The organism is Natrinema pallidum (assembly GCF_005890195.1).
GTDB classification, from domain to species: Archaea; Halobacteriota; Halobacteria; order Halobacteriales; family Natrialbaceae; genus Natrinema; species Natrinema pallidum.
Window position 1 is genome coordinate 1,055,351 of the sequence record NZ_CP040637.1, and the last position, 26,111, is coordinate 1,081,461.

Consider the following 26,111-nt stretch of genomic DNA (forward strand, 5'->3'; position numbering starts at 1 on the left):
CGTGACCGAACACGACTCCGACTCGGTGCCGGCCGACCGGCCCGCGTTCGACGTCGATCGGGAAACCTTCCGCGACTACGCGGGCACGAGCGCGGACCGGGCGGATCGACCCGCCGTCGTCCACACCGTCGCGACGCTCGAGATCGAGACGACGCCGCTGGCCGCCTACGCCGCGCTCACCGGTCGCTCCGAGGCGATCGATCGCGAACGGTCGCCGTACGCCTTCCTGCTCGAGAGCGCGGAGAAGACCGCCTCGAGCGACCCGGATGGAGCGTTCCGACCCAGCGCTGCGGGGACCGAACGGCACGCGCGATACTCCTACGTCGGGTACGACCCCGAGGCCGTCGTGACGGTCGAATCCGGCACGGCCACCGTCGACGCGCTGTCAGACGACGCGCCCCTCGAGTCGATTCGGACGGACGCCGAGGGCGACACCGTCGACGCGCTTCGGGCCGCGATGCCGGACGTGCGCCTCGAGAACGCGCCCGATCACGACCGCCAGCAGCTGGACGGCGGACTCGTCGGCTTCCTCGCCTACGACGCCGTCTACGATCTCTGGCTCGAGGAAGTCGGCTGCGAGCGGCCCGACTCGCAGTTCCCCGACGCGCAGTTCCTACTGACGACGAAGACGCTCACCTTCGACGAGCGCGATGGGACGGTCTCGCTGGTCTGTACGCCGGTCATCGAGGCCGACGACGACCCGGACGAGGTGTACGACGCGCTCGAAACGGAAGCCGCCGCCGTCGCGGCGACGCTGCGCGAGGCCGACGAGCCACGGACCAACGGCTTCACCCGCGACGGCGAGCGTGCCGGACCCAAAGCGGAGTACGAGGAGAGCGTCCGGCGGGCCAAAGAACACGTCCTCGATGGGGACATCTACCAGGGCGTCGTCTCCAGAACGCGAGAGCTCTCCGGCGACATCGATCCCATGGGCTTCTACGAGGCGATGCGGGACGTGAACCCGTCGCCGTACATGTACCTGCTCGACCACGACGATCTCACCGTCGTCGGGGCCAGCCCCGAGACCCTGATCTCGGTGCGCGGGCGCGAAGTCATGTCGAACCCGATCGCGGGCACCTGTGACCGGGGCTCGAGTCCCGTCGAGGACCGTCGATTGGCGGGCGAGATGCTGGCGGACGGAAAGGAGCGCGCCGAACACACGATGCTGGTCGATCTCGCGCGCAACGATGTTCGGCGCGTCTCGGAGCCGGGATCGGTCCGCGTCGACGAGTTCATGAACGTCCTCAAGTACAGCCACGTTCAGCACATCGAGTCGACCGTGACCGGAACGTTGGCCGACGACTCGGACGGGTTCGACGCGACTCGAGCCGCCTTCCCCGCGGGAACGCTCTCGGGAGCCCCGAAGATCCGGGCGATGGAGATCATCGACGACCTGGAGTCCGAACCGCGAGGGCTCTACGGTGGCGGCGTGGGCTACTACTCGTGGACCGGCGATACGGATTTCGCGATCGTCATTCGGACTGCAACCGTTGAGGACGAAGGCTCGTGGGATCGAATCACGGTCCGGGCCGGTGCGGGGCTGGTCGCGGACAGCGACCCCACCGCGGAGTACGAGGAGACCGAGCAGAAGATGGGAGGCGTCCTCGCGGCCCTCGAGGAGATCGACCGCCCGGCAGCGGAGCAGCCGACCGACGACGACCCAGACGCGACGGCGGAGGTGAGCCGATGAGCACTACGGGGACCGAGCGCGATACGGACGCGGCGGCGGATCGCAGCGATGTGGACCCGATCACGGTCCTGTTCATCGACAACTACGACTCGTTCACGTACAACCTCGTCGAGTACGTCAGTCAGCAGGCCGGCACCGAGACCGCGGTGCTGAAAAACACTGCCTCGCTCGCGGACGTCCGCGCCGTCGACCCCGATGCGATCGTCATCAGCCCCGGTCCCGGTCACCCGAAGAACGACCGCGATGTCGGCGTGACGATGGCCGTACTGCGGGACTGCTCGCCAGAGATACCGACGCTCGGGATCTGTCTCGGTCTCGAGGCCGCCGTCTACGAGTACGGCGGGACCGTCGGCCGCGCGCCGGACCCGATCCACGGGAAGGCCTCCGCGGTCGATCACGACGGCGAGGGAGTCTTCGCGGGCCTCGAGCAGGGCTTTCGGGCGGGCCGCTATCACTCGCTCGTCGCGACCGCGGTCCCGGACTGTTTCACGGTCTCGGCGACCGCCGAACACGGGGAGGAGACGCTCGTCATGGGCGTCCGCCACGAGACGTTTCCCCTCGAGTGCGTACAGTTCCATCCCGAGAGCGTCCTCACGGCGAACGGCCACGACGTGATCGAGAACTTCCTTTCGCGGGTCTGATGTGACCCCACCTCGGATCGTCATCGAGACGGGGAGCGAAAAACAGCGGGTCCGCGCGGGGTCCGACCCCGCGCCGGTAGCCGGTCACCGGCCGCGCCGGTCTCGTTAGACGCCGGGGAGCAACTCGAGTTGCCCGACCGCGTAGAGAGCCGCGAGAACGACTGCAGCGACGATACCGACTCGAACGGCGAGTTTGATCGCGATTCGGAGCGCGATGACGGCGACCGCGAAGGCGGCGAGTAGGGCCAACACCAGCAGGATCGGTGGTGCCGACGTTAGTACATCGAACATACGCCAGTTCCCACGCCCCAGGGACGTAACCTTTCTGGATATCGTGACTGATCCGCAGCGACGACTGACTCTCGAGAAACTATTGGCGAACAAAAAAATCAGGAGGTTGCGACCCCATCTCGTCGGTTACAGTCACTTTCAGTCCGGTCTGAAAATCGTTAAGACGGTCCGCGACGTAGCTATCGTTGACCACACAGGCGGCCGTTTCGGCGGTCGTGGGAGAATGGATCACGATAGGTTACAGAGACATCTCTACAACCCTATTTGTACTACTACAAGAAAAGTAGGACAACAACACCACGTTTTATGATGGATGCATGAATACCGAACCTTCGTCACGAATGATGAGCGCACGGAACCCGAGCCACGCCAGAATCGACGCGCGGAAGCGGTATAGCGACGGGGTGACCCGCACATGAGCGATGCCGAGCTTTCCGCGGCGGATCTCACTCTCCCGATCAAACGCTCCGACGGGGAGACTCTCGAGGAGCGGTTGACCGACAACGCGTACAACAACATTCTCCCGGCCCGCTATCTCCGGAAGGACGCAGACGGCGAACTAATCGAGACACAGGAGGACCTCTTCGATCGCGTAGGGAAGAACATCGCCCTCGCGGAAGCCGTCTACGAAGCCGACAAGCAGGACCGCGAGATCACGGTCACGCCCGACCAGCTCAAGCCCGACCACCCGCGCCGGGACGAACTTGCTGCGGACGTCTTCGGCGAGGGCGTCACGGCCGACGACGACGCCGAGACGACGCTCACCGAGCGCAACGTCAACAAGTTCGCCTACGAAACCGTCGTCCCCGAACTCCCCGCCGAAGTACGCGACCACGTCGAGGACGTCGCCGACACCTTTACCGACGGGATGGAGTCGCTTTCCTTTATGCCGAACTCGCCGACCCTGATGAACGCGGGCGACGAACTGCAGCAGCTCTCGGCCTGTTTCGTTATGTCGCCCGACGACGACCTCTCGGACATCCACGAGACCGCCAAGAAGGCCGCGGAAGTCTTCCAGTCCGGCGGCGGCGTCGGCTACGGCTTCTGGCAGCTGCGTCCCTACGGCGACTCGGTCGGCTCGACCGGCGGCATCGCCTCCGGGCCGATCACCTTCATGCGGACCTACGACCAGCTCTGTGAGACCATCGCCCAGGGCGGGACCCGCCGGGGTGCACAGATGGGCATCATGCGCGTCTCCCATCCCGATGTCATCGAGTTCATCCACGCCAAGAACAAGGACGTCTCGCTGGCCCACACGCTGCGACTGAACGACCCGGACGACTACACCTACACCACCTTCTCGGAAGCACTCGAGGAAGCCCGGGACCTGATCGACGAGGACGGCCGCGTGCCCAAACACCTGCGCAACGCCGTCGAGGGCCATCTCTCGAACTTCAACATCTCCGTCGGCGTCACCGACGACTTCATGGAGGCCGTCCGGAACGGCGAGGAGTACACCTTCACCAACCCGCGGACCGAAGAACCCCACATCGCCACCGAGGAGACCAAAGAGATGTACAGCCGCTACGACCTCGGCGAGCACGTCGAGGTCGGCGAACCGCTCTCGGTCCCCGCCGAACTCGTCTGGGAGCGCATCGTTCAGGGTGCCCACGAGAACGGCGAACCCGGCGTGATCTACCTCGAGCGAGTCAACAAGGAACACTCCTTCGACATCGAGGAACAGGACGACCACCGGATGCTCGCGACCAACCCCTGCGGCGAGCAGCCCTTGGAGGAGTACGAGGCCTGTAACCTCGGCCACATCAACCTCTCGACGCTGGCCGACCTGGACGCCCCCGACTGGCGCGTCTGGGCCGACGAGCACGGCGACGAGTACGACTCGCAGGAAGCGGCCGTCGCGGCCTTCCTCGAGGAGGCCATCGACTTCGAGGAGTTCGACGAGCGCATCGAGTACGGCACGCGCTTCCTCGAGAACGTCGTCACGATGTCGGATTTCCCGGTCGAGGAGATCGAGGAGAAGGTCCGTGACATGCGCAAGATCGGCCTCGGCGTCATGGGGCTAGCCCAGCTGTACGTCCAGCTCGGGATCAAGTACGGCAGCGACGAAGGGAACGAAGTCGCCCGCCAGCTGATGACCCACATCAACCACGGCGCGAAGGCAAAGAGCCACGAACTCGCCGAAGAGCGCGGCTCGTTCAACGACTGGGACGAGTCGAAGTACGCGGACCCGACCGCGTACCGCGAGTGGTTCGAGCGCCAGACCGGCGAGGACGCCGACGACTGGGCGGACGGCTTCCCGATCCGCAACCACAACGTCACGACCATCGCCCCGACCGGCACGACCTCGATGGTCGGCAACACGACGGGCGGCTGTGAACCCATCTACAACGTCGCCTACTACAAGAACGTCACCGACGACGTGCAGGGCGACGAGATGCTCGTCGAGTTCGACGACTACTTCCTCCGGACGCTCGAGGCCAACGACATCGATGTCGACGCGGTCAAGGAGGAGGCCCAAGAACAGATGGCGACGAACCAGTTCGACGGCGTCGAGGGCCTCTCGACCGTGCCGGACGCGATCGGTGAACTGTTCGTCATCACGTCGGACCTCTCGGCGAAACAGCACGCGGCAGTGCAGTGTGCCTGCCAGAAGGGCGTCGACTCCGCCATTTCGAAGACGGTCAACGCGCCAAACGACTCCACGCTCGAGGACGCAAAGGAGGTCTTCGAGTGGGTCTACGAGAACGGCGGCAAGGGCGTCACCTACTACCGCGATGGCACCCGCAGCAAGCAGGTGCTGACGACCCGCGCGGACAACGCCGACTTCGCCGACGAAACCGAAGCCGCGCAGGCCCTGGTCGAGCAGATCGACGAGATTTTCGGCGGTCTCGAGGCCTTCCTCGAGAGCGACGAGGTCCGGGACGTTCTCGAAGCGGACGTCGGCTCGCTGGCCGACGACGATCGCCAGCCGGTCGAGATCGACTTCACCGAAAAGCGCGAGCGACCGGACGCCTTACAGGGCGTCAGCCAGCGCATCGACACCGGCTACGGGAAGATATACGTGACGATCAACGAGGACCCCGAGACCGGCCAGCCGTTCGAACTGTTCGCGAACATCGGCCACTCGGGCGGCTTCACGAACTCCTTTACCGAGGCGCTGGCGAAGGTCATCTCGACCTCGCTGCGCTCGGGCGTCGATCCCGAGGAGATCGTCGACGAACTCTGCGGAACCCGATCGCCGAAAGTCGCCTGGGACAAGGGCGAGCAGATTCAGTCCATCCCGGACGCCATCGGCACCGCGATGCGCCGCTACCTCGACGGCGAGATCGACAAACCCTACCCGAAACAGCAGACGCTCGAGGAGTCGGCCGACGCCGAAATCGCCGACTACGACGGTCCCCAGACCGACGGCGGCGCGTCCGCCACACAGGGCGGTGCGCCCGCTGACGCCGACGATACGACCCAGGACCTCATCGACGCCGGCGAGTCGCCGGAGTGTCCCGACTGCGGCTCGATGACGTTGTACTTCTCCGAAGGCTGCAAGACGTGCGAGTCCTGTGGCTGGAGCGAGTGCTGAGCGCTGACTGAGGCCGTTTCGACGCCGCTTTTCCCGGTCGTGTTTTCGTTCGGATCGCACGCGACGACCGCTGAGACGCCACACTTAGCATCGGTCGGCGCGAACGCCGTCGTATGACTGCCGACGGCGGGCGGGGAGCGGACGGTGGCGTCGAGACGGACGGCTCGAGCGACCGGACGGACGCCGGCCCGCGCTGTCCACACTGTGATGCGGCGATGTACAAGCGCCACTGCAAGTACGTCTGTCCCCAGCACGGGGTCATCATCGATTGTAGCGATCCCTTCCGCTGAGCGTCCGCTCTCGAGTCCCGTCCGAGCGGGTGGGGGCGACGAGTATCCGGCTTCCTTAGCTGTCCGTCGATCGCCCCGTCCCGTCCGTCGGCGACCGGCTCCCCGTCCGAATCCGGCGGTACGCGGGTCCAGCAAGGAGGAGGACGGCAGCGGCGGCACAGGCCAGCGAGAGCGCCACGCCGACCCCCTCGAGCCCGCCCGCGGTGACCGTCGCCGCCGAGGCACCGACGACTACTGCGGCGACCGTCCACGGGAGTTCGCCGACCACCGTCCCGAGCACCAACTGGCGACACCCGACACCGCTGACCGCCGCGGCACACGTCGCGACGTCCGAGGGGATCGGTGCCAGCCGGGAGGCGGTAACGCCGCGCAGCGGGCCCGCCGTCTCGTAGTAGCGTGCGACGGTGTCGCCGGCTCGCTCGAGGAGGGCCGCGTCGGCGTCCTCGTCGGACGCCCCGGCGGCCAGCCAGCGCGCCGCGACGAAGACGGGGAAGACGGTCACCACGACGCCACAGAGCGCGATGGGGACGCCGACGGGGACGCCGAAGCCGTAGCCGACGACGGCCGCGAGCGGCGTCGTCGGCCACGCGAGGAGGGGGCGCACGAGGTAGAGTCCAGTAACGAGGAGGCCGAACAGGATCGGGTCCGCCGCGACGGCGTCGACGGTCCCGACGATCGTCGACGGCGAGACGAGCACGCCCGCGGCGACCGCGCCGCTGGCCACGATCGCCCCAGCGAGCGCGCGCGTTCGAACCGACCACAGCGACATCAACCGACGATTCCCCTCGAGTATTGAAGCTTTTGTGTCTCCCGCGAGTTAGCGGCCGCTCGAACGGGTCGGTGGAGTGCCACGGGGGGCCAGCGTCCGTTGCCCACCGGCAGGCGAGTGGCGCGAGTGGCCGTCACTCGCGGGTCCGGTTCCCGTGGGACCCGACCGCAGTCGCCGACCTAAAGGAAAGGGCTTTTATAATCACACTGGATACGAATGAGTGCAGACAGAGACCGCGAGCGTGGGTAGCCAAGCCAGGCCAACGGCGCAGCGTTGAGGGCGCTGTCCCGTAGGGGTCCGCCGGTTCGAATCCGGTCCCACGCATCGCATCGGTGGACGATGTCCACCACTACGATGCAGGTGATCTCCCTCCGAGGACATCACCCACGCATAATCCTTTCCGATGCTACTACCGACGAGCGATAGCCCCGTTGCTCGTACACTATCCCGTCCCTGTGGTTTCTGCTGACAATAAAACAGGCACCTTACGACCTGTTGACGGGCATCGTCATCGACGGCGATACACGTCCGATAGTCACCCGTCTCGAGGCGCTCGAGTCGGAACTCGACTGCCGCGAAAACGAGGTCCATGGCGTCGGCGAGGGCGTGGGCGTCGACGATCGTTTCGAGTTCGCGGTGAGACGGAAGCCAAGTTCGCCGACGGAGCGACGGACGGCGGCTGCATCAGCCGGAAGCGAATAGAACGCCAGATGATTCCGATCTGATGAGAAGCCAGTAGCTGTGGCGATTACAAAACGGCTTCACCCGATCGCTCTCGAGAGTCGGTCAGAGACGGTAATCCCTTTCCCGTTGCACCCGAACGAACAGCCATGGAATACGTTCCTCGAGAGCGCGTGCGCCTGCTCACCAGCGTCCTGAGCGTCGTGTCGCTGGCAGTCGTCTTCGCGGCCGCGGGCGGCCGGATCCCCTCCTCGAGCGTGCCGGCAGCTCCGGCGTGGGTTATCGAGACGATCCCGCTCGTCAACGCCGTGCTCAGCGCGGCCGCGATCGGCACGATCACGCTCGGCTGGCGGGCGATCCGTCGCGACGATATCGAACGCCACCGCGTCGCGATGGTCGCCTCGTTCGGGCTGTTCGTGGCCTTCCTCGCGCTCTATCTTTACCGGCTGACCGTGACCGGCGGTCCACAGCCGTTCCCCGGCCCCGACTCGGTCTATCAGTTCGTCTACCTGCCGCTGCTGGCGATCCACATCTTCCTCGCGATCGTCTGTATTCCCCTGCTCTACTACGTGCTCTTGCTCGCGCTCTCCCGCCCGATCGCGGAGCTACCCGAAACGGGCCACGCCCGCGTCGGCCGCGTCGCGGCGACGCTGTGGCTGCTCTCCTTTTCGCTCGGGATCGTCGTGTTCGTTCTCCTGCACGTCGTCTACTGAGCCGGTCGCCCGAACCCCGAACGGCGACCGTCTCGGACCCCACAGGACGGCTCAGTCGAGGATGTCACCGATCCGTCGGGGTTCGCCCTGCAGGTTCGGCTGTTCGGCGACGATCTGGAGAACCTCGTGGTCGGTCACGTCGTAGTAGGACTTTTCGGTCGCGTCTTCGATGAGGTCCTGCTCGAGGCGGAACTCGGTGCCTTCGTAGACGACATCGACGCCGTCGTCGTCGAATGCGAGCGTTGTCATGGTCGGACGTACGCAGTGGGATGCTAAAAGCGAGGCGACTGTGATCGGTGACTGATGCGATGGGAACGCCGACGGCGGCGGACGAGCGTCTGACGGACGACTGACGACGCGCGAGGTTTATTAGGCGCTACTCCCTTTGAGCCCGAGTGTGGCCTTCAGCAGGGATCCGCTCGACGAACTCGTCGTCCCCGACGGCACGGAAGCCCAAGAGCGCGACCTCGTTACCGACGGGGATATCCTCGTCGGCGGGCGCTCGAGCGTCGAGTTCGGCGTCCGCGGTCGGAACGTGCTGGCCGGCGAATCGGCCGAGTTCGGCGGCGGGATCGAGGCCGAGGGCGACTGTCGGCTCGACATGTGGTGTGACGTAGCCGAGACCGTGCTGGTCGGCGAGGACGCGTACATCGGCGAACGCGTCCACATCGGCGGCCGACTGAAAGTCGCCGGCGATCTCGACATCGGCGACGACGTCGAGATCGAGGACGGGTTCGAAGCCAACGGCTGGATCGTCATCCGGAACCCGATGCCGACGATCGTCTTCCTGTTCGTCTACCTCAAGCACCTCCTCTTGCTCGGCGAGGAAGACGCCGCCCAGCGGCTCATTTCCGAACTCGTCGACGAGGAGGACGGCGAACCCGATACGGAGCCGCTGGTCATCCCTCGGAACGCGACCGTCGGCGACGACGCCTGGCGCGTCTCGACGCCCGCGACGATCGGCGACGACTGCCGACTCCACGGGAACGTCCGGGCCGAGACGATCGACATCGGTGCGGACTGCAACATCTTCGGGAGCCTCCGGGCGCGCGGCGACGTTTCCGTGGGCGGAGACACCCGCATCCACGGCGACGTGACGACCCGCAACGGCGACGTCGTCATCGACCACGACGCCCGCATCCTCGGTGACGTCTCCTGTGCGGACCTCGAACTCGGCCCCGACGCGGAGGTCGACGGCACGATCCGGGCGGACGGCGAGATCACGATGCGGACGACCGAACGCGAGCGCGAGTAACGCGGTCCGATTCGCTCCGGCGGATTCTCTCGACACAGCGGTTCGAGCGGCCGGTTTCGCCGCGCTCGAGCCTGGGCCGACTCCGCCGAGGTACGACGCTGCGACGGCGCAGTCGGCTCCGTTCGTCCGAACCGAACGCGGCAGTCACGACGCCGCCGCTATCTATCGGCGATTTTGACCCCTATTCTTAATACTGATAATCTGATAGGGTGCGACAGGCATGCTAAATATAGACATACATCCACGGGAGGAGTCATGCGATCGATCGTCCTGACGAAAGGCGTCCCGGACTTCTCCGAGGGGGCCGTCTCGTTCGACGAGGACGGCCACCTGGAGCGAGGGAAGACGCCGACAGTGATGAATCCGAACGACGAGTTCGCGCTGCAGGCCGCGCTCCAGACGACGGTCCGCCACGGCGGCCACGTCAGCGGCATGAGCATGGGGCCGCCGGGGTACGGCGAGGTCCTGCAGGAGGCGATGGCGTCGGTCTACACCGACGACAGCTACCTGCTTTCGGATCGTGAACTCGCCGCCTCCGACACGTGGGCGACGGCGATCACGTTGAGCGCCGGCCTCGAGACGTACCAGGAAACAGTCGCCGACATCGACCTCGTCTTTGCAGGGTTCAAGACGGCGGACGGCGAGACAGGTCAGACCGGCCCGCAGACGTGCTGGGCGATGGAGTGGCCGATCGTCACGCACGTCATCGCGCTCGACGTCGACCCCGACGAACGGACCCTGCGCGCGAAACGGCTCGTCGAAGGCGATCTCGACGAAATCGAGACGGTCGAGGCACCCTTGCCCTGTTTCGTCGTCACCGATCCGGAGTTCGAGCCGACCTATCGGACGGCGTCCCACCGGCTGACGCACAAAGCGCTCCGAGCGGAGACCGAAGAGCGGGCCGCCGAGCACGACGACCACCTGACGACGTGGGACCACACCGATCTGAACCTCGATCCCGACTATATCGGGCTCGATGGCTCGCCGACGATCGTCTCCTCGGTCGACCCGATCCCCAAAGCGCCCTCCGAACGGGAGGCGACGATGATCGATCCCCACGACGAGGGTATGAGTGACGTGCTCGAGACGATGCAACCGTACGCCGCCGAGGCAGGTGAGTAACATGACGGAACTCGATCCGAACGACTACACTGTCGACGAACTGACCACGGCACTCGAGACGATCGACGACACGGACGACCTGCAGTCGATTCTCGAGGCGGAGCGGGCCGGTCAGGACCGCGCAACGGCTCGCGAGGCGGTCCACCGGCGGCTCGAGGAGGTCGGTACCGCGTCGGACGCCGAGAGTGACGGCGTGGAAGCAGACGCCGAAACCGAAGGCGCGTCCGAGGAGACGAACGCCGACGTGGGCGACGACGCCGAAAGCACGGATGGGGACGACAGCGAAGCCGACGACGCGGAGGCCGAGCCGGGCGAGGCAGACGGGGAAGACCCGGGGGAGGACGACGCCCTCTCTCACCCCACCCGCGACAAGAAACACGTCCGGGCGCTCGAGGACGGCGACTACGCGGACATGTGGATCTTCTGTGAGACGCAGGGCGGGGAGTTACTCGATGTCTCGCGGGAGATGCTGGGCAAAGGCCGTGAACTGATGGATCAGTTCGAGGCGGACTACGGCGATCAGGAGGCGGTCGTCGCGTTCCTGATGGGCGACGACTGCGAGGCCCTCGCCGAGGAGTGCATCGCCTACGGGGCCGACGTCGCGGTCTACCACGAGGACGAGCGCCTCGGGCGGTTCCTGCACGACCCCTACACCGAGATCGCGGCTCACATGGCTCGGGGAGACGGAACCGTTGAGAGTACCGACTGGCGCGAGTACGACGAGCCGCGCTATATCCTGTTCCCGGCGACGAACAACGGCCGCGACCTCTCGGCGATGGTGCAGGCCGAACTCGACTCCGGACTGGCCTCGGACTGTTCGGACCTGTTCATCGAGGAAAACGAAATTTCGAATCCAGTCAAAACCGGCGAGCCGGGCGTCAAGAAGACCGTCGAGAAGGTCCTGCACATGAAGCGACCCGACTTCTCGGGCTTCGAGTACTCGACGATCCTCTGTCTCGACAACCCGACCCGGGACTTCCACCCGCAGGGGTGTTCGGTCATCCCGGGCAGCTTCGACCCGATGGAGCCGGACGCCGACCGCGACGGGCTGGTCGTCGAACACGACATGGCACTGGCCGACGACTGGTTCCGCGTCGGCATCACCGATCACGACCGGCTCGAGGCCGGAATCGACCTCACGGGTCACGACGTGATCGTCTGTCTCGGCCGCGGGATCGCCGACGATCCCACCGCGGGGATGGAACTGGGTCTCGACCTCGTGGACGCGTTCGAGGACGCCGCCCTCGGCATCACGCGTGGGATCGTCACCTCCTCCTACCAGTTCGAGGGACACGTCGAGGCGTACTCGGCGGAGGAACGCCAGATCGGCGAGACCGGCCAGGTCGTCGCGCCGGACGTCTACATCGCCGCCGGCGTCTCCGGCGCGGTCCAGCACAAGGTCGGCATGGACGAGTCGGACACGATCGTCGCGATCAACACCGATCCCGACGCCCGCATCAGGGACTTCAGCGATTACTTCGTCGAAGGGGATCTCTTCGAGGTCCTGCCGCGGCTGACCGAGGCGATCGAAGCGGGCGAGACGGATCTCGAGGCCGAGGCCGTCGCCGACGGGGGTGAGGACGATGACTGACGACCGCGAACACTACGAGGCCGTCGTCGTCGGTTGTGGACCCGGCGGGGCCGCAGCGGCCGCGCGGCTCGCCGATCACGGCGTCGAAACGCTCGTCCTGGAGCGGGGTCCCGAAGCAGGCTCGAAGAACGTCTCCGGCGGACTGATTTACGCCGAGGAATCCGCGCCGTACACGCTCGACGACCTCTTCGACGGCTTCCGGGAGGCGGCGACCGAACGTCCCATCACGGACTACTACATCCACAACGTGGCCGGTAACTCGGTCAAGACCTACGACCTGACCGATCTTCACGAGCACGACACCGACTGGTGTGATGCCGTGCTTCGGCGTGACATGGACGCCTGGCTCGAGACGCGGGTCCACGAGCAGACGAGCGAGACCGGTGGCGGTGTCCTGACGAGCGTGCGAGTGAACGGCTTGCTCCGCGAACACGGCGAGATCGTCGGCGTTACCTGTGACGAACTCGAGCCGATCGAGGCGGACCTGATCGTCGCGGCCGACGGCGTCAACTCCGAACTCGCCCGCGACGCCGGACTGATGGACTGGGCGGAGCCCGAGGAGTGGTTTCAGGGGGTCAAGGCCGTCGTGGATATGGCCCCCGACGCGATCGACGACCGGTTCGACATCGGCCCCGAGGAGGGGACCGCCCACCTGTTCTCGGGCGACCTCTTCGAGGGTGTCCGCGGCGGCGGGTTCCTCTATACCAACGCTGACTCGCTGTCTATCGGGACCGTCTTCCATCTCGATAGTCTCGTCGAGCAGGCGGCCGAACCCCACGAACTGCTCGACGCCCTGCTGACCCACCCGCTGCTCGCCGGCTGGTTCAAAAACGAGTATCACGAGCGCGAGTACGCGGCGAAGCTCGTTCCCGACTCGAAGAAGGTCGCCCACCGCCGGCCCTACCGCGACCGCCTCGTCCTCGTCGGCGACGCCGCCGGCCAGATGCAGGCTCAGGGGCCGATCATCAAGGGGATGAACCACGCCGTCACCGCCGGCGCGCTCGCGGCCGACGCCTTCGCCGCCACCCGCGGCAACGCCGACCCGGCGGCCCCCGGACGGCGATACACCGAACTGCTCGACGACTCCGGTACGATGGCCAAACTCCGGCCTCGCCGGTACGATCTCGCCCGAACCATCGGCGAGCGCGACGCCGTGACAAACGCCGTCGAGCGAGTGCTCGCCTCGCCGATCGGCCCGCTCGCGGTCGGGAACCCGATCGCGGACCGCCTGCTGCAGCGAGCGTACAACTCGCCGTTCCTGGTCTCGATGCTGCCGGATACGAAAACCGGCTACGTCTCCCTGCCGACGCTGATCGCCGAGGCACACGGCAAGACGATCCACTGGGAGAGCGACATCGAACCGCCGACGCTCGAGGAGCGCATCGGCGACCTCACCTACGATACCGATGTCGGCAATCCCCACATCGAACTCAGAGACGAGTCGGCCGAGGCCAGCGGCGCGGCGGTCACCGCCTGCCCGGTCAGTGCGCGGGACTTCGGCGGCGGCTGCTACCGCACGGAGGCGGTCAAGACCAACGGGACCGAGGAGACGCTGGTCAGTCTCGACACCCAGCCCTGTGTCGAGTGTGGGACCTGCGCGATCGTCGCCGACACCGAGTGGGAACACCCCCGCGGCGGTAAGGGCGTCGAGTATCGCGAGGGGTAGAATGAGCCGGTACGGCCCCCGCATCGCCGCACTCGCCCGCCGGGCAGAGCGCGAGCGGGCGGCGTTCGACGACCGCGGCCCCGACGAGTCGGCGGCCCGGGTTCCAGACCCCGCTGACGCCGAGCGCTACCTTCGCGAGGGTGTCGGGCCGGCCATCTGGCTCTACGTCCAGGCTCGGACCGGCGGTCGCATGGTTCCGTTCGCGCGATCCGAACTCGCCGCACTCGAGGATGCGATGAACCGCTGGCTCGAGTGTTACACGCGTTGTCACGGCGTGGCTCTCGAGGCCGAGTTTACGGTCCGCGAGGCGGCCGAACTCCTGCTCGAGACGCGCAACATCGTCGATACGGCCCAGTTGCTGACCCGCGTTCCGGGGCGACATCGGCGGTCGGCTCCCGACTGAGGACCACCCCTGTTCTCCCGGGCGGCGCGACGCCGATCGCAATCTGAAACCGGCGGAAGACCGCCGCAAACCGGCCCGTACTTGACTCCCACGCAGTAGACGGGTATTCGACTATTCCTGTTGAGCGCAAAGTCAACTCGATGGCACGAGACGATCGGTTATCCCGACGGCGAATGCTTCAGTTGACCGGTGTTGCGGCGTCGACGGCGTTCATCGCAGGCTGTGGCGGTGGTGGCAACGGCAATGGGAACGGTAACGGAAACGGCGGTGGCGGCGGTAACGGCGGTGGCAGCGGCGGGTACGAGATCGAACCCGGCACGACGATCGATTTCAGTGGCGAGACCAGCCACTGGGAAGGACTCGCCCCGTCCGCCATCGAGGGCGAGGAGAACCCGACGCTCATCCTACAGGAGGGCGAAGACTACACGATCGGCTGGTCGGAAGGCAACGGGCAGCCACACAACATGGAAATCCGGAACGAAAACGACGAAGTGATCGGTGATCTCTCGACCGAAGTGGTGTCCGAGCCTGACGAGAGTCAGATGCTCGATATCACGGCGAGTAGCGATATGTACCAGTACGTCTGTCAGCCCCACGAGGCCCAGATGCGCGGCGATCTGGAGATTGCGGGCGGCACCGGCGGCGGTGGCGGCAACGAAACCGCTGATAACGAGACCAGCGGTAACGAAACCGCCGAGAACGAAACCAGCGGCAACGAGACTAACGGCAACGAGTCCGACGGCAACGAAAGCGGCAACGAAACGAGCGAGTGAGACCGGTCGGCATCCGGTGGGACGCCGTCCGCGGCTCCCTCAGTAGATGAGTTCGTCGTCGTTCTCGACCATGTACAGGGTCCGCGCGGCGATGTTGACGGTGTGATCGCCGACGCGTTCCAAGTCACGGATCGTCAACAGGAGCCGCGAAACGTCCTGTAGAATCCGCTCGACCTCTTCGGTCGACTCGAGTTCGCGCTCGATGAGGTCTCGGACGACGATCTCGCTGGCCCGTTCGGCGAACTGGTCGAGTTCATCGTCGCGGGCGGCGAGTGCTCGACAGCTGTCGGTATCCTCGGTGTCGTAGGCGAGCATCGCGTCCTCGAGCATGTCGAGCGTCAACTCGCCCATCTCCTGGACGTCGACGTCGGGGAACAGGTCCCGCTCGGCGTCCATCGTGTACTCGCCGAGGTTGGTCGCCAGATCGGCGATCCGCTCGAGGTCGGTGATGATCTTGAACGAGGCGGCGATGAACCGCAGGTCGCTCGCGACCGGCTGCTGGAGGGCGAGCAGGTCGATACAGTCCTGTTCGAGATCGAGATACATCCGGTTGATCTCGCCGTCGCCCTCGATCACTTCGCGGGCGAGGTCCTCGTCTTTCTGCTCGAGGGCATCCATGCCCATTCGAAGCCGTTCCATGACGACCTCACTCATGTAAAGGACGTCCTCACGGAGTTCCGTGAGCTTTTCCTGGTAGGATTGTCTGGCCATACTGGTTGAAACCTGCCCATCCTTGATAAAGACTGCGTGCGATCTCACCTCGGTCGCCGTCCCCTCGAGACTCGCGGTCGGCGTCTCCGGTGGTCCCGATCGGCGGGTCCATCGGTGGCGGTCGTGTTTAGTTTGTAGCAGTCTGCCAGACAGCGACGGCTTGGAGCCATGAGTTTGTGATTGGTCGGCAGACATGACTGAAACAGTTTGAGACCGAGGAGGAACGTCGCCGTATCTCCCTAAAAACACGTTCAACAGCAGTCCGATTTCCCTGTTTTTCATATCGAAACCGGAGCCCATGTCGGCGAAGTGCTGTCTGAAGATGCTGTGCGTCATCAACGAGAAACACAGCATCTTCGATGTCATGGTTCTCGGTTAGTTCTCGTAAAACGAGTTCAGTCAACGCGGTCGTCGTCGTGGAGAACAGCCGTCTATGGAGGATTCTGTTCGTTTCAGGAACGACTGCAGCGTACAGCCACTATTGCTGCTCCTCGATCCGAATCACGGTTTCGCCGATCGCAACATGATTTGGATTCGCATCAGTTGCTGGCTGTAGATCGGCTTTCTGTACCCAATCGTCAACGGCCTTTCGCGATCGCTTGACACCGAACTTCTCGAGCTCTCGAACGGTATTCGAAAGCGACAGTCCAGCAAGGTGGAGTCGAATACCGAACTCCATCAGCTGCCGCGGTGTCCGCTCTCGGTCCACACCACTCAAATCGATCCAGTCGCTACACCCGCTGAGGCGGTCGGTTTTTGGCATAAGAACCACAAAATCGTACCGCCTCACTGTTCACGCTTACCGAAACACGGCCTAAACGAGGCCAATAACTGTTAGCGGAGCCACTCGAGGATCGGCTCCGCGGTATACGACTCGGTTCGGGTCTCGAGGCCGTATTTCCTGCCGAGCAGGTCGCCGAGAAGTACGGTGACAGCGAACACCGATGTCAGCGCGTTCAGGAGTACCCAATCGAACGACAGTCCGTACAGCGTTCGATCGAGGGGGGCGAGCAGTCGGACGCCACCGGACAGGAAATCGAAGACGACGTGGGAACCGAACCCGATGGCAGCGGCCCGCCACGGACCGACGAACGAGAGGAGGACGATCACGACGACCCCTCCGAGCAGCGAGTGTGTGAGCCCCCGATGGCCCCACAGGACACCCCCGGCGTAGCCGATTTCGACCAGCGGCCGAAACACGAACGTGTCGCTATCGGGGACGGCGGCGGCGAGTGCCCCGACGAGGTACGGCTCGGGCCGTCCGGACCGACGGAGGACTGAAATCAGTGCTAGACTGAGCAGGATGTGAACCCCGGTGGCGACCATGGGTCTCGAGACCATGCGATACCCGATAATAAGCGGCATGGTCAGCCAAAAACAAGTAGTCGACCGCCCGAGGGTCTCCGTCGGGAGACTTCCACTCTCATATGGGAGGAACGCGACGATGATTCGTCGAAACCGCAACCGGACGGCACGCGACGACCGGAGTTATCCGAACTTGCCGGTGATGTAGTCCTCGACGCGGTCGTGTTCGGGGTTCTCGAAGATTTTGTTGGTGTCGTCGAACTCGACGAGTTCGCCGCCGGTCAGGAAGACCGCCGTCTTATCCGAGATCCGGGCCGCCTGTTGCATGTTGTGGGTGACGATGACGACGGTATACTCCTCGGCGAGGTCCTCGATCAGATCCTCGATTTTCGAGGTCGCGACCGGGTCCAGCGCCGAGGCCGGCTCGTCCATCAGGATCACGTCCGGGTCCGGCGCGATCGCGCGGGCGATACACAGCCGTTGTTGTTGGCCACCGGAAAGGTCCAGCCCGCTCGAGTCCAGTTGGTCTTCGACCTCATCGAGCAACGCCGCCCGCTTGAGGGCGGTGTGTACTTTCTCGTCGACGTTGTCCTTTTTCCCCTGGACTTTGAGCCCGTAGGCGACGTTGTCGCGGATGCTCTTCGGGAAGGGATTGGGCGACTGGAAGACCATGCCGATCTTCCGGCGCAGGGCGACGGGGTCGACATCGTCATCGTAGACGTTCTTCCCGTCGAAGCGCAGTTCGCCCTCGACGCGGGCGCTGTCGACGAGGTCGTTCATCCGGTTGATACACCGGAGGAACGTGGATTTCCCACAGCCCGACGGGCCGATGACCGCCGTGACTTGCTTTTCGGGGATCTCGATGTCGACATCGGAGAGCGCTTGCTCCTCCCCGTAGTAGACGCTCAGGTCCCGCGCCTCGAGCAGCGTTCGATCGGTCATCGTTTCCCCGTCGAAATCGGCGGTATCGGCGAGGCCGTCGGTGCCCGGCGTCGGGGCGGTCTGGTTGTCGGTCGGTTCCGTTTCCGAGGGAGTCATCTGTTCGTTAGTCATTGTCAGGTGCGCTGTTGATACCGGTTCCGGATGACGATCGCGATCGAGTTGATCGTAAGCAAGACGACGAGTAGCGTGACGACGCCGGCGGCGACGACGCCGTACTGGAACTCCGTCTGGGGATAGGACGCCCAGTTGTAAATCTGGAGTGGCATGGCGCTGACTTTGCTGAAGAAGCTGTTGGGCAGCCCGAAGACCGTCGTCGGCGCGGCGATCATGATCAGCGGTGCCGTCTCGCCGATTGCTCGCCCCAGCGCGAGGATCGTCCCGGTCATGATGCCGGGCATCGCGCGGGGCAACACGACGTTGCGGATCGTCTGCCACTTCGTCGCGCCCATCCCGTACGACGCCTGCCGCTGGGAGTCGGGGACGGCCCGAATCGCCTCCTGTGCGGAGATAATCACGATCGGCAGGATGAGCAAGGCGATGGTAAACGCGGCCGCCAGTACCGACCCGTAGCCGATGTTGAACAGGCCCACGAACAGACCCAGGCCCAACAGGCCGTAGACGACTGAGGGGACCCCCGCGAGGTTCGCGATATTGAGTTGGATGAATCGCGTGAGATAGCCGTCGTTGGCGTACTCCTCGAGGTAGACCGCGGCCCCGACGCCGAGCGGGAAGGTAACGAGCGCGATCATCAGCATGATCGCGATCGAGCCGACGAGCGCGGGCAGGAACCCGGCCTCGTAGGGGTTGGGGTGTGGCGGGTTCGTGAGGAACTGCCAGTCGAGCCAGCCGACGGCGTCGACGGCGACGTTCAGCAGCAACGCCGCAAGCGACACGATGCCGACCAGCGTCGCCGCGAGCGCGAGCAGGCGGAACGCGACGTCTTTCGTCCGACTGACGCGCCCGAAGCCGTCGGCAGGCGTCTCTCCGGTGTCGGCCGCCATCAGCGATACACCTCCCGGTACCGCGACGCGACGAGTTCACTGATCAGGTTCATGACGAAGGTGATGACGAACAGGGTCAGCCCGACCGCGAAGAGGCTCTTGTACGCCGGGCCCTGCCCGACGATGTCGCCGGTGCCGATCTGGACCATCGCGGAGGTCATGGGCTGAATCGAATCGAGGAACATCCCCGCCGGGTCGGTCAGGTCGATCATCCGCGGCGTCTGGCCCGCGGCGATGGCGACGATCATCGTCTCGCCGATCGCCCGCGAGAGCGCGAGGATAAAGGAGGAGAAGATTCCCGACAGCGCCGCCGGTACGACGACCGACGTCGAGACGGTGAATTTCGTCGCGCCGAGCCCGTAACTGGCCTGTCGCAGCGAGTCCGGGACGGCGCTCATGGCGTCCTCGCTGATCGAGGACACCATCGGGATGATCATGATGCCGACCATGATCGAGGCCGACAGCGCGTTGAACGTCGAGAGATCGACCGGCAGGATCGCGTCGATCGCCGGCGTGACGTAGACCAGCGCGAAGTAGCCGTAGACGACCGTCGGGACGCCGGCGAGTACCTCGAGCGCAGGCTTGAGGTACGCCCGCCGTCGATCGGAGGCGTACTCGCTGAGATAGATGGCAGTTAGCAGTCCGATCGGGAGCGCGACCAGCGCCGATCCGATCGTGATGACCAGCGTCCCCGAGATCAGCGGGAGGACGCCGAAGGCGATCGGCTCGTTCGTCGGACTCCAGCGCGTACCGGTGAGGAAGTCGACGAGCGAAACCTGCGCGAAGAAATCGACCGCGTCGATCAGCAGCGTCAGGATGATCGCGACGGTCGTCAGGATCGACAGGAGCGCACACAGCATGAAGAGATAGCGGAAGGCGGTGCCCCGCGCCGTGCGGATCCCGTCGTGGGAGAAGTCCGGCTGGCTCATGCCGTCACCTCCTCGATCGCGGCCTTGAGTTTCTCTATGTTCTCGTCGCGTTTGTCCTCGGTGATCGGCACGTAGCCGACCTCCGAGACGAGGTCCGTCGCGGCCCGCTTCATGTAGAACCGGGCGAAGTCGCGGACGGCCGCCTTCTCGAGCGACTCCTTGGCGACGTAGATGAACAGGGGTCGCGAGAGGGGCGTGTACTCGCCGTTCATCGCCGTCTGGATCGACGGCTCGACGCAGCCGTCGCCGTCGTCGACCGAGATCGCCTTGATCGAGTCCGGGTTCTCGCTGTAGTACGAGAAGCCGAAGTAGCCCATCGCGTACTCCGAGCCCTGTACTCCCTGAACGATCGTTCGGTCGCGCTCGGTCGCGTGGTAATCGCTCCGGTGGTTTTCTTCCTCACCGATGATGGCCTCGTTGAAGTAGTCGAACGTCCCCGAGGTCGTCGCGGCCCCGTACAGTTCGAACGGTTCGTCGGGCCACTCCTCGTTGATATCGCTCCAGTGGGTCGCGCCGCCGGCGCGCCAGATCTCCCGGAGCTGTTCGACAGTGAGACAGTCGATCCAATCGGCGTCGGGATTGACGACGACCGTCAGCGCGTCGGTCGCGACCTGGAGTTCGATCGGCGTGATATCGTTGTTCCCGCACTGTTCGATTTCGGCGTCGGCGATCGACCGACTCGCGTTGTTAATGTCGGTCCGGCCCGCACAGAAGAAGTTCCCGAACCCACCACCGGTTCCGGTCTTGCTGAGCGAGAGGTTGACGGTGGGATTCTGTTCGGAAAACGAGGAGGCGATCGCCTCGGTCACGGGGAAGACGGTACTGCTCCCCGCGATGTTTACGTTGTTGCCCTCCGCGGCGAAGACGCCGGTACAACCGGCCAACCCGCCGGAGAGGCCAACACTTGCCGCGGCGAGAAAATCACGCCGACCGAGTCCGGCCGGCAAAGACGCCGTGGAATCTCTCGACATCACCGAATCGAAGCCACAGAGCGGATAAGTATACTACTATGATACCTATATAGTGCTATATACCACCTGGCGGAGCTGATGGCGATACGGTGAGTACCGACAGCTGTCCATGGAACGCGTACATATGCCAATAGATACCGTTCCGTTTATTTGACCTTCGAGAACGGAAAACATTCCAGACCAATTGCGATCGGAATAACGGCGACATATATAGACCTGGTCGCCGTACCACAGACGGCCGACTACGCGACGCCACGTTCGTTCGGGGGCACACTGCTACTCGAGACCCTCGAGTAGCCAGTCCGTTACCAGGGACGAAACGCGCTTCCCGAGACAGACCTGTCCCCGCGCCGTTGACGCGGTTCGGATCGCGTTACTCGTTCTTCGGAGGAAGATGTCGATCGGCCAGGTCACTGAAACGAGGGGCTTCAGGTACTGAACGTGAAAAGACGGGACGACGAGGAATCGATGGCGAGGTATCGTACTCCGGAGATCGAGTCGATCCGCTGTTTGGGTGCCCATGCCGCCGACTCAACGGGATGTGCTTCCACCGAGAACCCAAAGCAGCCGTCAAACCAGCAACTCCTCGTTGTTATCGAGGGCGTACACCGTGCGTGCAGCCACGTTTACGGCGTGGTCGCCGACCCGCTCGAGGTCGCGAACGATCACGAACGTCCGCGAGACATCCGCGATCACGTCCTCGACCGGTGACCGACTGTCTCCATTTCGGGGCCGGCAGCCGTTTCTTCCACCGTCTTCGACGCCCCGCTCGATGAGCGTCCGCACGATACGCTCGGTGACGCTGGCACAGCGCCCGTCCAGTTCGTCGTCGCGGTCGGCAATACCGAAACAGGCCTCCACATCGTCCGCGACGAACGCCTCGAGTGCCCGTTCGACCTGCTCGAGGGCGAGCGCGGCGAGCCGTTCGAAATCGACATCGGGGAGCGGTGGAGATGACCCGGTCGAATCCAGTGTGTATGTCGCCAGATTGGTTGCAAGATCGCCGATCCGTTCGAAATCGGTGACGATCTTGAACGCGGCGACGACGAACCGAAGGTCGCCGGCGACGGGTTGGTGGAGTGCGAGCAGGTCGAGACACTCCCGCTCGAGTTCGAGGGATCGGTCGTTGACGGCGTCGTCGCCCGTGATCACTGCCCGTGCGAGCGCACTGTCGTCGGTAAACAACGCGGTAACGGCGTCGTCGAGTTGCGCATGGACCCGGTCGCCTATCGCGACGACTGCGTCGCGAAGCCGCTCGAGGCGCGCCCGATAGTCCTCGCGGGTCATTACCCGAACTTGCCGGTGATGTAGTCCTCGACGCGATCGTGTTCGGGGTTCTCGAAGATTTTGTCGGTGTCGTCGAATTCGACGAGTTCGCCGCCGGTCAGGAAGACCGCCGTCTTATCCGAGATCCGTGCCGCCTGTTGCATGTTGTGGGTGACGATGATCACTGTGTACTCCTCGGCGAGATCCTCGATCAGGTCCTCGATCTTCGAGGTCGCGATCGGATCGAGCGCGGAGGCTGGCTCGTCCATCAGGAGCACGTCCGGATCCGGCGCAATCGCCCGGGCGATACAGAGACGCTGTTGTTGCCCACCCGAAAGGTCAAGCCCGCTCGAGTCCAGTTGGTCTTCGACTTCATCGAGCAACGCCGCCCGCTCGAGCGCTCGATGCACCGTTTCGTCGACATCGCCCGCTTTGTCCTGCACCTCCAGTCCGAACGCGACGTTGTCGCGGATGCTCTTCGGGAAGGGGTTGGGTGACTGAAAGACCATGCCGATCTTCCGGCGCAGAGCGACCGGATCGACGTCGTCGTCGTAGACGTTTTTCCCCTCGAACCGGAGTTCGCCCTCGACGCGCGCAGCATCGATGAGGTCGTTCATCCGGTTGATACACCGGAGGAACGTCGATTTCCCGCAGCCAGAGGGGCCGATGAGCGCCGTGACGCCGTTTTCCGGAATCCCGATAGTGACGTCCTGTAGAGCCTGGACGCCGTCATAGAAGACGTCGAGATTCCGCGTCTCGATCACTGGGTCGGCGTCCGCGGACAGCGTCCCGCTGGTGACGTCGAACGAGTCGTCAAGCAGCGAGTCGCTCGTTGCGTCGGGTCGTGTAGTCGGTTCGGAGACGGCCGATCCGCTGCCGTCAGTTCGCTGTTCGTCGCTGTCGTCGGCTTTCCGTGTGTCGTTTCGAGTCATCTTAGTCACGTCTCTGGTACTTGTTGCGAAGCAGGATCGCGGTGCCGTTCATCATCAGGAGGACGACGAGCAAGACGAGGACGCCGGCCGCGAGGACCCCGTGATAGAACTCCGGTTTGGCCAGTTGTGCCCACGAGTAGAGCTGTCGGGGCATCGCACTGAACAGTCCGAAGAACGACCTCGGGGAAATCCGGACGACTGCCGCGACACCGACCATCAACAGCGGTGCCGTCTCGCCGATCGCCCGGCCGAGCGCGAGAATGGTTCCGGTCATGATGCCGGGCATTGCTCGCGGCAAGACGACGGTCCGCACTGTCTGCCATCGTGTCGCACCGATCCCGTAGGCTGCCCGCCGCTGGGAGTCGGGCACCGCCCTGATCGCCTCCTGTGCGGAGATAATGATGATCGGCAGAATGAGCAACGAGACGGTTAGCCCCCCAACGATGACGATTCCGGGCCGCAACTCGCCCACCTTGACGAACAGCGCCAGGCCGAGTAGTCCGTAGACGACCGACGGGACGCCGGCGAGATTCGCGATGTTGATCTCGATAAGTTGGACGATCGATCCGCTCAATCCGCCCGTCGGCGCGTACTCCTCGAGATAGATCGCGGCACCGACGCCGACCGGAAACGCCGCGAGTGCGACGACGATGATCATCATCACCGACCCGACGAGCGCGGGATAGATGCCGGCCTCCCGCGGCGTCCGATTGTGAGCGCTGGTCAGGAACTCCCAGTCGATCCAGACATCAGGTCCGGCGAACCCGGCCGTTTCGACGATGACAGCGCAGACGACGACGCCGGCCGCGAGTACGACCGGGAGCGCGAGTCCGGAAACGCCGTTCCCACCTCTGTGAACCCGCTCGACGTACAGTCCAACGGGAACACCGACGACCGTTGTCAGAACGAGCCACGTCGTCCAGGAGACGCCGACGACCGGTCCGGCGACGGCACCGATGGCGGCCGCGGCGACCGTCACGCCGCCGGCGATCAGACCCGCACGATCGCTTTCGCGGGCGCGACGGACGGACCAGCCGGCTCCCACCCCGATCGGAACCACGAACGTTCCCAGAAGCGACAGCGAGGCCATCGGGAGGACCGGAAGCGAGAGGAGCAGCGTCCGGAGACTGGGAACCAGTCCGGGGACTCCGACGATCGTGAGTCCGATCACGGCCGCGCCGACTACGACTCGCTCGAGTACCCCGGCTTCCCGAGCCCGATCGTGGACCTCGAGTGCGCCGTACGCCACGAGCGAAGCGACGACGAGGGTGAGCCACTCGTGTGGGCTCACGATGTGTCTGAAAACGATACTAACGCCGCCAGCGAGTAGCGTCGCGGCGACGGGTAATCCAAGCGCCGTGTACGCGACTTCACCCGCCCGGGGAGCGAAACGATAGTAGTAGATCGAGAGAGCGACTGCCGGACCCGCGACGGTCGTCGCGACTGTCGCCCACCATGCCGGATCGGCCGTTCCGGGTTCGATCGCGTCGATCGCCACGTAGACGAGAAAGACGAACACGAGAAACAGCGCGAGCAGTGTCGCGCCGAGGCAGCCGGCTTTGAACAGCAGTCCACGGAGCTGGCTCACCTGTCCGTCCGAGCCGAACCAGGTGCTCGTCGGTTCGTCGGTCGTGGCCATCAGCGACCAACCTCCGTTGTGAACGCGACGGTGACGGTGGTCCGGGTCATTGGTACTCCTCCCGATACCGAGCGGCGATCCGGTTGCTGAGCAGGTTCATACTGAAGGTGATGGCGAACAACGTCAGTCCGATCGCAAACATCGAATAGTACCCGGCGGTTCCGCCGGACAGGTCCGTCGTCACCGCCTGTACCATGGCAGCGGTCATCGTCTGCCCGGAGTTGAGGAGATTCGCGAACGGTTCGGACGGATCGAACATTCGGGCTCGGCTGCCGCCGGCCACGACGACGATCATCGTCTCGCCGATCGCACGCGAGAGCGCCAGGATATACGAGGAGAAGATTCCCGAGATCGACGCGGGGATGACGATCTTCGTCGAAACCTCGAACTTCGTGGCACCGAGACCGTACCCCGCCTGTCGAAGCGAGTCCGGAACGGCACTCATGGCGTCCTCGCTGATCGAGGAGACCATCGGGATGATCATGATGCCGACCATGACCGACGCGGACAACAGGTTGAACAGGCTCACATCGAGGCCTAATCCCTGAAGCCAGGGCGTCAGATATACCAGCGCGAAGAACCCGTACACGACAGTTGGAATCCCCGCGAGGATCTCGAGCGCCGGTTTCAACACCGACCGCATCCGATCGCTCGCATATTCGCTCAGATAGACTGCGGCCGCCGTCCCGACTGGGATCGCGACGAGCGCCGAAACGATCGTCACGATGAGTGTGGCGGTTACCAGTGGCAGAATACCGAGAATCGGGTTATCGCTACGCAGCACCCACTCCGTACCGGTGAAGAACGCGTACGGGTCGACACGGCCGAAGAACTCGAGGGCGTCGATCGCCAGCGTGGCGACGATGCTAATCGTCACGAAGACTGTTACTGCCGCACAACAGAACAACAGCCCGTGGTACAACCGTTCCTTTGCGATCCGTCCGTTCGCCGATCGCGTGAGATCGGCTTCTATTGATGTGTCACTCATTCTC

Annotated in this window: 25 protein-coding genes, 1 tRNA gene and 1 pseudogene; 12 read left to right on the top strand and 15 right to left on the bottom strand. The window is 64.6% G+C overall.

Annotated features, from left to right (window positions below; genetic code table 11):
• Position 1 precedes the first annotated feature (1 nt).
• Both trpE and trpG read left to right on the top strand, forming a co-directional pair.
• Entirely contained in the window at positions 2 to 1,690 is a 1,689-nt protein-coding gene (gene trpE, locus FGF80_RS05100) for an anthranilate synthase component I (RefSeq protein ID WP_138652594.1), read from the top strand.
• Complete coding sequence (gene trpG / locus FGF80_RS05105) at positions 1,687 to 2,331, top strand: anthranilate synthase component II (RefSeq protein WP_006186223.1); 645 nt, start codon at positions 1,687 to 1,689, stop codon at positions 2,329 to 2,331. Before trpE ends, trpG begins: the two co-directional genes overlap by 4 nt.
• Before the next feature lie 105 nt (positions 2,332 to 2,436).
• Here the strand turns inward: trpG and FGF80_RS05110 are convergent, their stop codons facing one another.
• The gene (locus tag FGF80_RS05110; RefSeq protein ID WP_006186222.1) at positions 2,437 to 2,622 is read right to left on the bottom strand and encodes a hypothetical protein; all 186 of its coding nucleotides are present in this window, start codon (positions 2,620 to 2,622) and stop codon (positions 2,437 to 2,439) included.
• 415 nt (positions 2,623 to 3,037) lie between these two features.
• Here FGF80_RS05110 and FGF80_RS05115 point away from each other — a divergent pair, with 415 nt between their 5' ends.
• Both FGF80_RS05115 and FGF80_RS19035 read left to right on the top strand, forming a co-directional pair.
• Positions 3,038 to 6,160, top strand: coding sequence for an adenosylcobalamin-dependent ribonucleoside-diphosphate reductase (locus tag FGF80_RS05115; protein ID WP_138652596.1), 3,123 nt, complete (start codon positions 3,038 to 3,040; stop codon positions 6,158 to 6,160).
• A 113-nt stretch (positions 6,161 to 6,273) separates the two neighbouring features.
• Positions 6,274 to 6,450, top strand: a complete 177-nt coding sequence (locus FGF80_RS19035; RefSeq protein ID WP_175416983.1) for an HVO_2523 family zinc finger protein — start codon at positions 6,274 to 6,276, stop codon at positions 6,448 to 6,450.
• 55 nt (positions 6,451 to 6,505) lie between these two features.
• Here FGF80_RS19035 and FGF80_RS05120 read toward each other — a convergent pair whose 3' ends face one another.
• On the bottom strand, positions 6,506 to 7,219 hold the full coding sequence (locus tag FGF80_RS05120; RefSeq protein WP_138652598.1) for a TVP38/TMEM64 family protein: 714 nt from the start codon (positions 7,217 to 7,219) through the stop codon (positions 6,506 to 6,508).
• Positions 7,220 to 7,458: 239 nt separating this feature from the next.
• Between FGF80_RS05120 and FGF80_RS05125 the strand changes: the two genes are divergently transcribed.
• Positions 7,459 to 7,543 (top strand) — tRNA-Leu (locus FGF80_RS05125).
• 506 nt (positions 7,544 to 8,049) lie between these two features.
• The gene (locus FGF80_RS05130) at positions 8,050 to 8,613 is read left to right on the top strand and encodes a DUF420 domain-containing protein (protein ID WP_138652600.1); all 564 of its coding nucleotides are present in this window, start codon (positions 8,050 to 8,052) and stop codon (positions 8,611 to 8,613) included.
• Positions 8,614 to 8,664: 51 nt separating this feature from the next.
• On the opposite strand, the gene FGF80_RS05135 is transcribed toward FGF80_RS05130, so the two are convergent.
• Complete coding sequence (locus FGF80_RS05135; protein WP_006186216.1) at positions 8,665 to 8,862, bottom strand: DUF5800 family protein; 198 nt, start codon at positions 8,860 to 8,862, stop codon at positions 8,665 to 8,667.
• Between the two features lie 148 nt (positions 8,863 to 9,010).
• Between FGF80_RS05135 and FGF80_RS05140 the strand changes: the two genes are divergently transcribed.
• The 6 genes from FGF80_RS05140 to FGF80_RS05165 all read left to right on the top strand — a co-directional run bounded on the left by FGF80_RS05140 (position 9,011) and on the right by FGF80_RS05165 (position 15,423).
• Positions 9,011 to 9,868, top strand: a complete 858-nt coding sequence (locus tag FGF80_RS05140) for a polymer-forming cytoskeletal protein (protein ID WP_006186215.1) — start codon at positions 9,011 to 9,013, stop codon at positions 9,866 to 9,868.
• Positions 9,869 to 10,123: 255 nt separating this feature from the next.
• Positions 10,124 to 10,990 (top strand): electron transfer flavoprotein subunit beta/FixA family protein, encoded by an 867-nt coding sequence (locus FGF80_RS05145; RefSeq protein WP_138652602.1) that lies wholly within the window; start codon positions 10,124 to 10,126, stop codon positions 10,988 to 10,990.
• Position 10,991: 1 nt separating this feature from the next.
• Positions 10,992 to 12,581 (top strand): electron transfer flavoprotein subunit alpha/FixB family protein, encoded by a 1,590-nt coding sequence (locus FGF80_RS05150; protein ID WP_138652604.1) that lies wholly within the window; start codon positions 10,992 to 10,994, stop codon positions 12,579 to 12,581.
• Positions 12,574 to 14,247, top strand: a complete 1,674-nt coding sequence (locus tag FGF80_RS05155) for an FAD-dependent monooxygenase (protein ID WP_006186212.1) — start codon at positions 12,574 to 12,576, stop codon at positions 14,245 to 14,247. Before FGF80_RS05150 ends, FGF80_RS05155 begins: the two co-directional genes overlap by 8 nt.
• A 1-nt stretch (position 14,248) precedes the next feature.
• On the top strand, positions 14,249 to 14,650 hold the full coding sequence (locus FGF80_RS05160) for a hypothetical protein (protein WP_138652606.1): 402 nt from the start codon (positions 14,249 to 14,251) through the stop codon (positions 14,648 to 14,650).
• A 173-nt stretch (positions 14,651 to 14,823) separates the two neighbouring features.
• Positions 14,824 to 15,423, top strand: coding sequence for a plastocyanin/azurin family copper-binding protein (locus tag FGF80_RS05165; protein WP_138655472.1), 600 nt, complete (start codon positions 14,824 to 14,826; stop codon positions 15,421 to 15,423).
• 39 nt (positions 15,424 to 15,462) lie between these two features.
• Here FGF80_RS05165 and phoU read toward each other — a convergent pair whose 3' ends face one another.
• The 12 genes and pseudogenes from phoU to pstC (FGF80_RS05225) form a co-directional block, all read right to left on the bottom strand.
• Positions 15,463 to 16,134: a phosphate signaling complex protein PhoU gene (phoU, locus tag FGF80_RS05170; RefSeq protein ID WP_006186209.1), complete on the bottom strand. Its 672-nt coding sequence runs from the start codon at positions 16,132 to 16,134 to the stop codon at positions 15,463 to 15,465.
• A gap of 127 nt (positions 16,135 to 16,261) precedes the next feature.
• A pseudogene (locus FGF80_RS05175) lies at positions 16,262 to 16,897 on the bottom strand (IS6 family transposase).
• Positions 16,898 to 16,968: 71 nt separating this feature from the next.
• Complete coding sequence (locus FGF80_RS05180) at positions 16,969 to 17,460, bottom strand: metal-dependent hydrolase (protein ID WP_138652608.1); 492 nt, start codon at positions 17,458 to 17,460, stop codon at positions 16,969 to 16,971.
• A 162-nt stretch (positions 17,461 to 17,622) separates the two neighbouring features.
• Positions 17,623 to 18,492: a phosphate ABC transporter ATP-binding protein PstB gene (gene pstB, locus FGF80_RS05185; RefSeq protein WP_138652610.1), complete on the bottom strand. Its 870-nt coding sequence runs from the start codon at positions 18,490 to 18,492 to the stop codon at positions 17,623 to 17,625.
• Between the two features lie 2 nt (positions 18,493 to 18,494).
• Positions 18,495 to 19,382 carry a phosphate ABC transporter permease PstA gene (gene pstA, locus FGF80_RS05190; protein WP_006186203.1) on the bottom strand — a complete coding sequence of 296 codons (888 nt, stop codon included), beginning with the start codon at positions 19,380 to 19,382 and terminating at the stop codon, positions 18,495 to 18,497.
• A complete protein-coding gene (gene pstC / locus FGF80_RS05195; protein WP_138652611.1) occupies positions 19,382 to 20,311 on the bottom strand; it encodes a phosphate ABC transporter permease subunit PstC in 930 nt (309 codons plus the stop codon). The genes pstA (FGF80_RS05190) and pstC (FGF80_RS05195) overlap by 1 nt, the downstream gene beginning before the upstream one ends.
• Positions 20,308 to 21,282 carry a PstS family phosphate ABC transporter substrate-binding protein gene (locus tag FGF80_RS05200; RefSeq protein WP_049908140.1) on the bottom strand — a complete coding sequence of 325 codons (975 nt, stop codon included), beginning with the start codon at positions 21,280 to 21,282 and terminating at the stop codon, positions 20,308 to 20,310. The genes pstC (FGF80_RS05195) and FGF80_RS05200 overlap by 4 nt, the downstream gene beginning before the upstream one ends.
• 276 nt (positions 21,283 to 21,558) lie before the next feature.
• A complete protein-coding gene (locus FGF80_RS05205; protein WP_138652613.1) occupies positions 21,559 to 21,804 on the bottom strand; it encodes a hypothetical protein in 246 nt (81 codons plus the stop codon).
• A 48-nt stretch (positions 21,805 to 21,852) separates the two neighbouring features.
• Positions 21,853 to 22,569 carry a phosphate signaling complex PhoU family protein gene (locus FGF80_RS05210; RefSeq protein ID WP_138652615.1) on the bottom strand — a complete coding sequence of 239 codons (717 nt, stop codon included), beginning with the start codon at positions 22,567 to 22,569 and terminating at the stop codon, positions 21,853 to 21,855.
• On the bottom strand, positions 22,569 to 23,480 hold the full coding sequence (pstB, locus tag FGF80_RS05215) for a phosphate ABC transporter ATP-binding protein PstB (RefSeq protein WP_138652617.1): 912 nt from the start codon (positions 23,478 to 23,480) through the stop codon (positions 22,569 to 22,571). The genes FGF80_RS05210 and pstB (FGF80_RS05215) overlap by 1 nt, the downstream gene beginning before the upstream one ends.
• A gap of 1 nt (position 23,481) precedes the next feature.
• Positions 23,482 to 25,119, bottom strand: a complete 1,638-nt coding sequence (gene pstA / locus FGF80_RS05220; protein WP_138652619.1) for a phosphate ABC transporter permease PstA — start codon at positions 25,117 to 25,119, stop codon at positions 23,482 to 23,484.
• A 46-nt stretch (positions 25,120 to 25,165) separates the two neighbouring features.
• Positions 25,166 to 26,107, bottom strand: coding sequence for a phosphate ABC transporter permease subunit PstC (gene pstC, locus FGF80_RS05225; RefSeq protein WP_138652621.1), 942 nt, complete (start codon positions 26,105 to 26,107; stop codon positions 25,166 to 25,168).
• Positions 26,108 to 26,111: the final 4 nt, after the last annotated feature.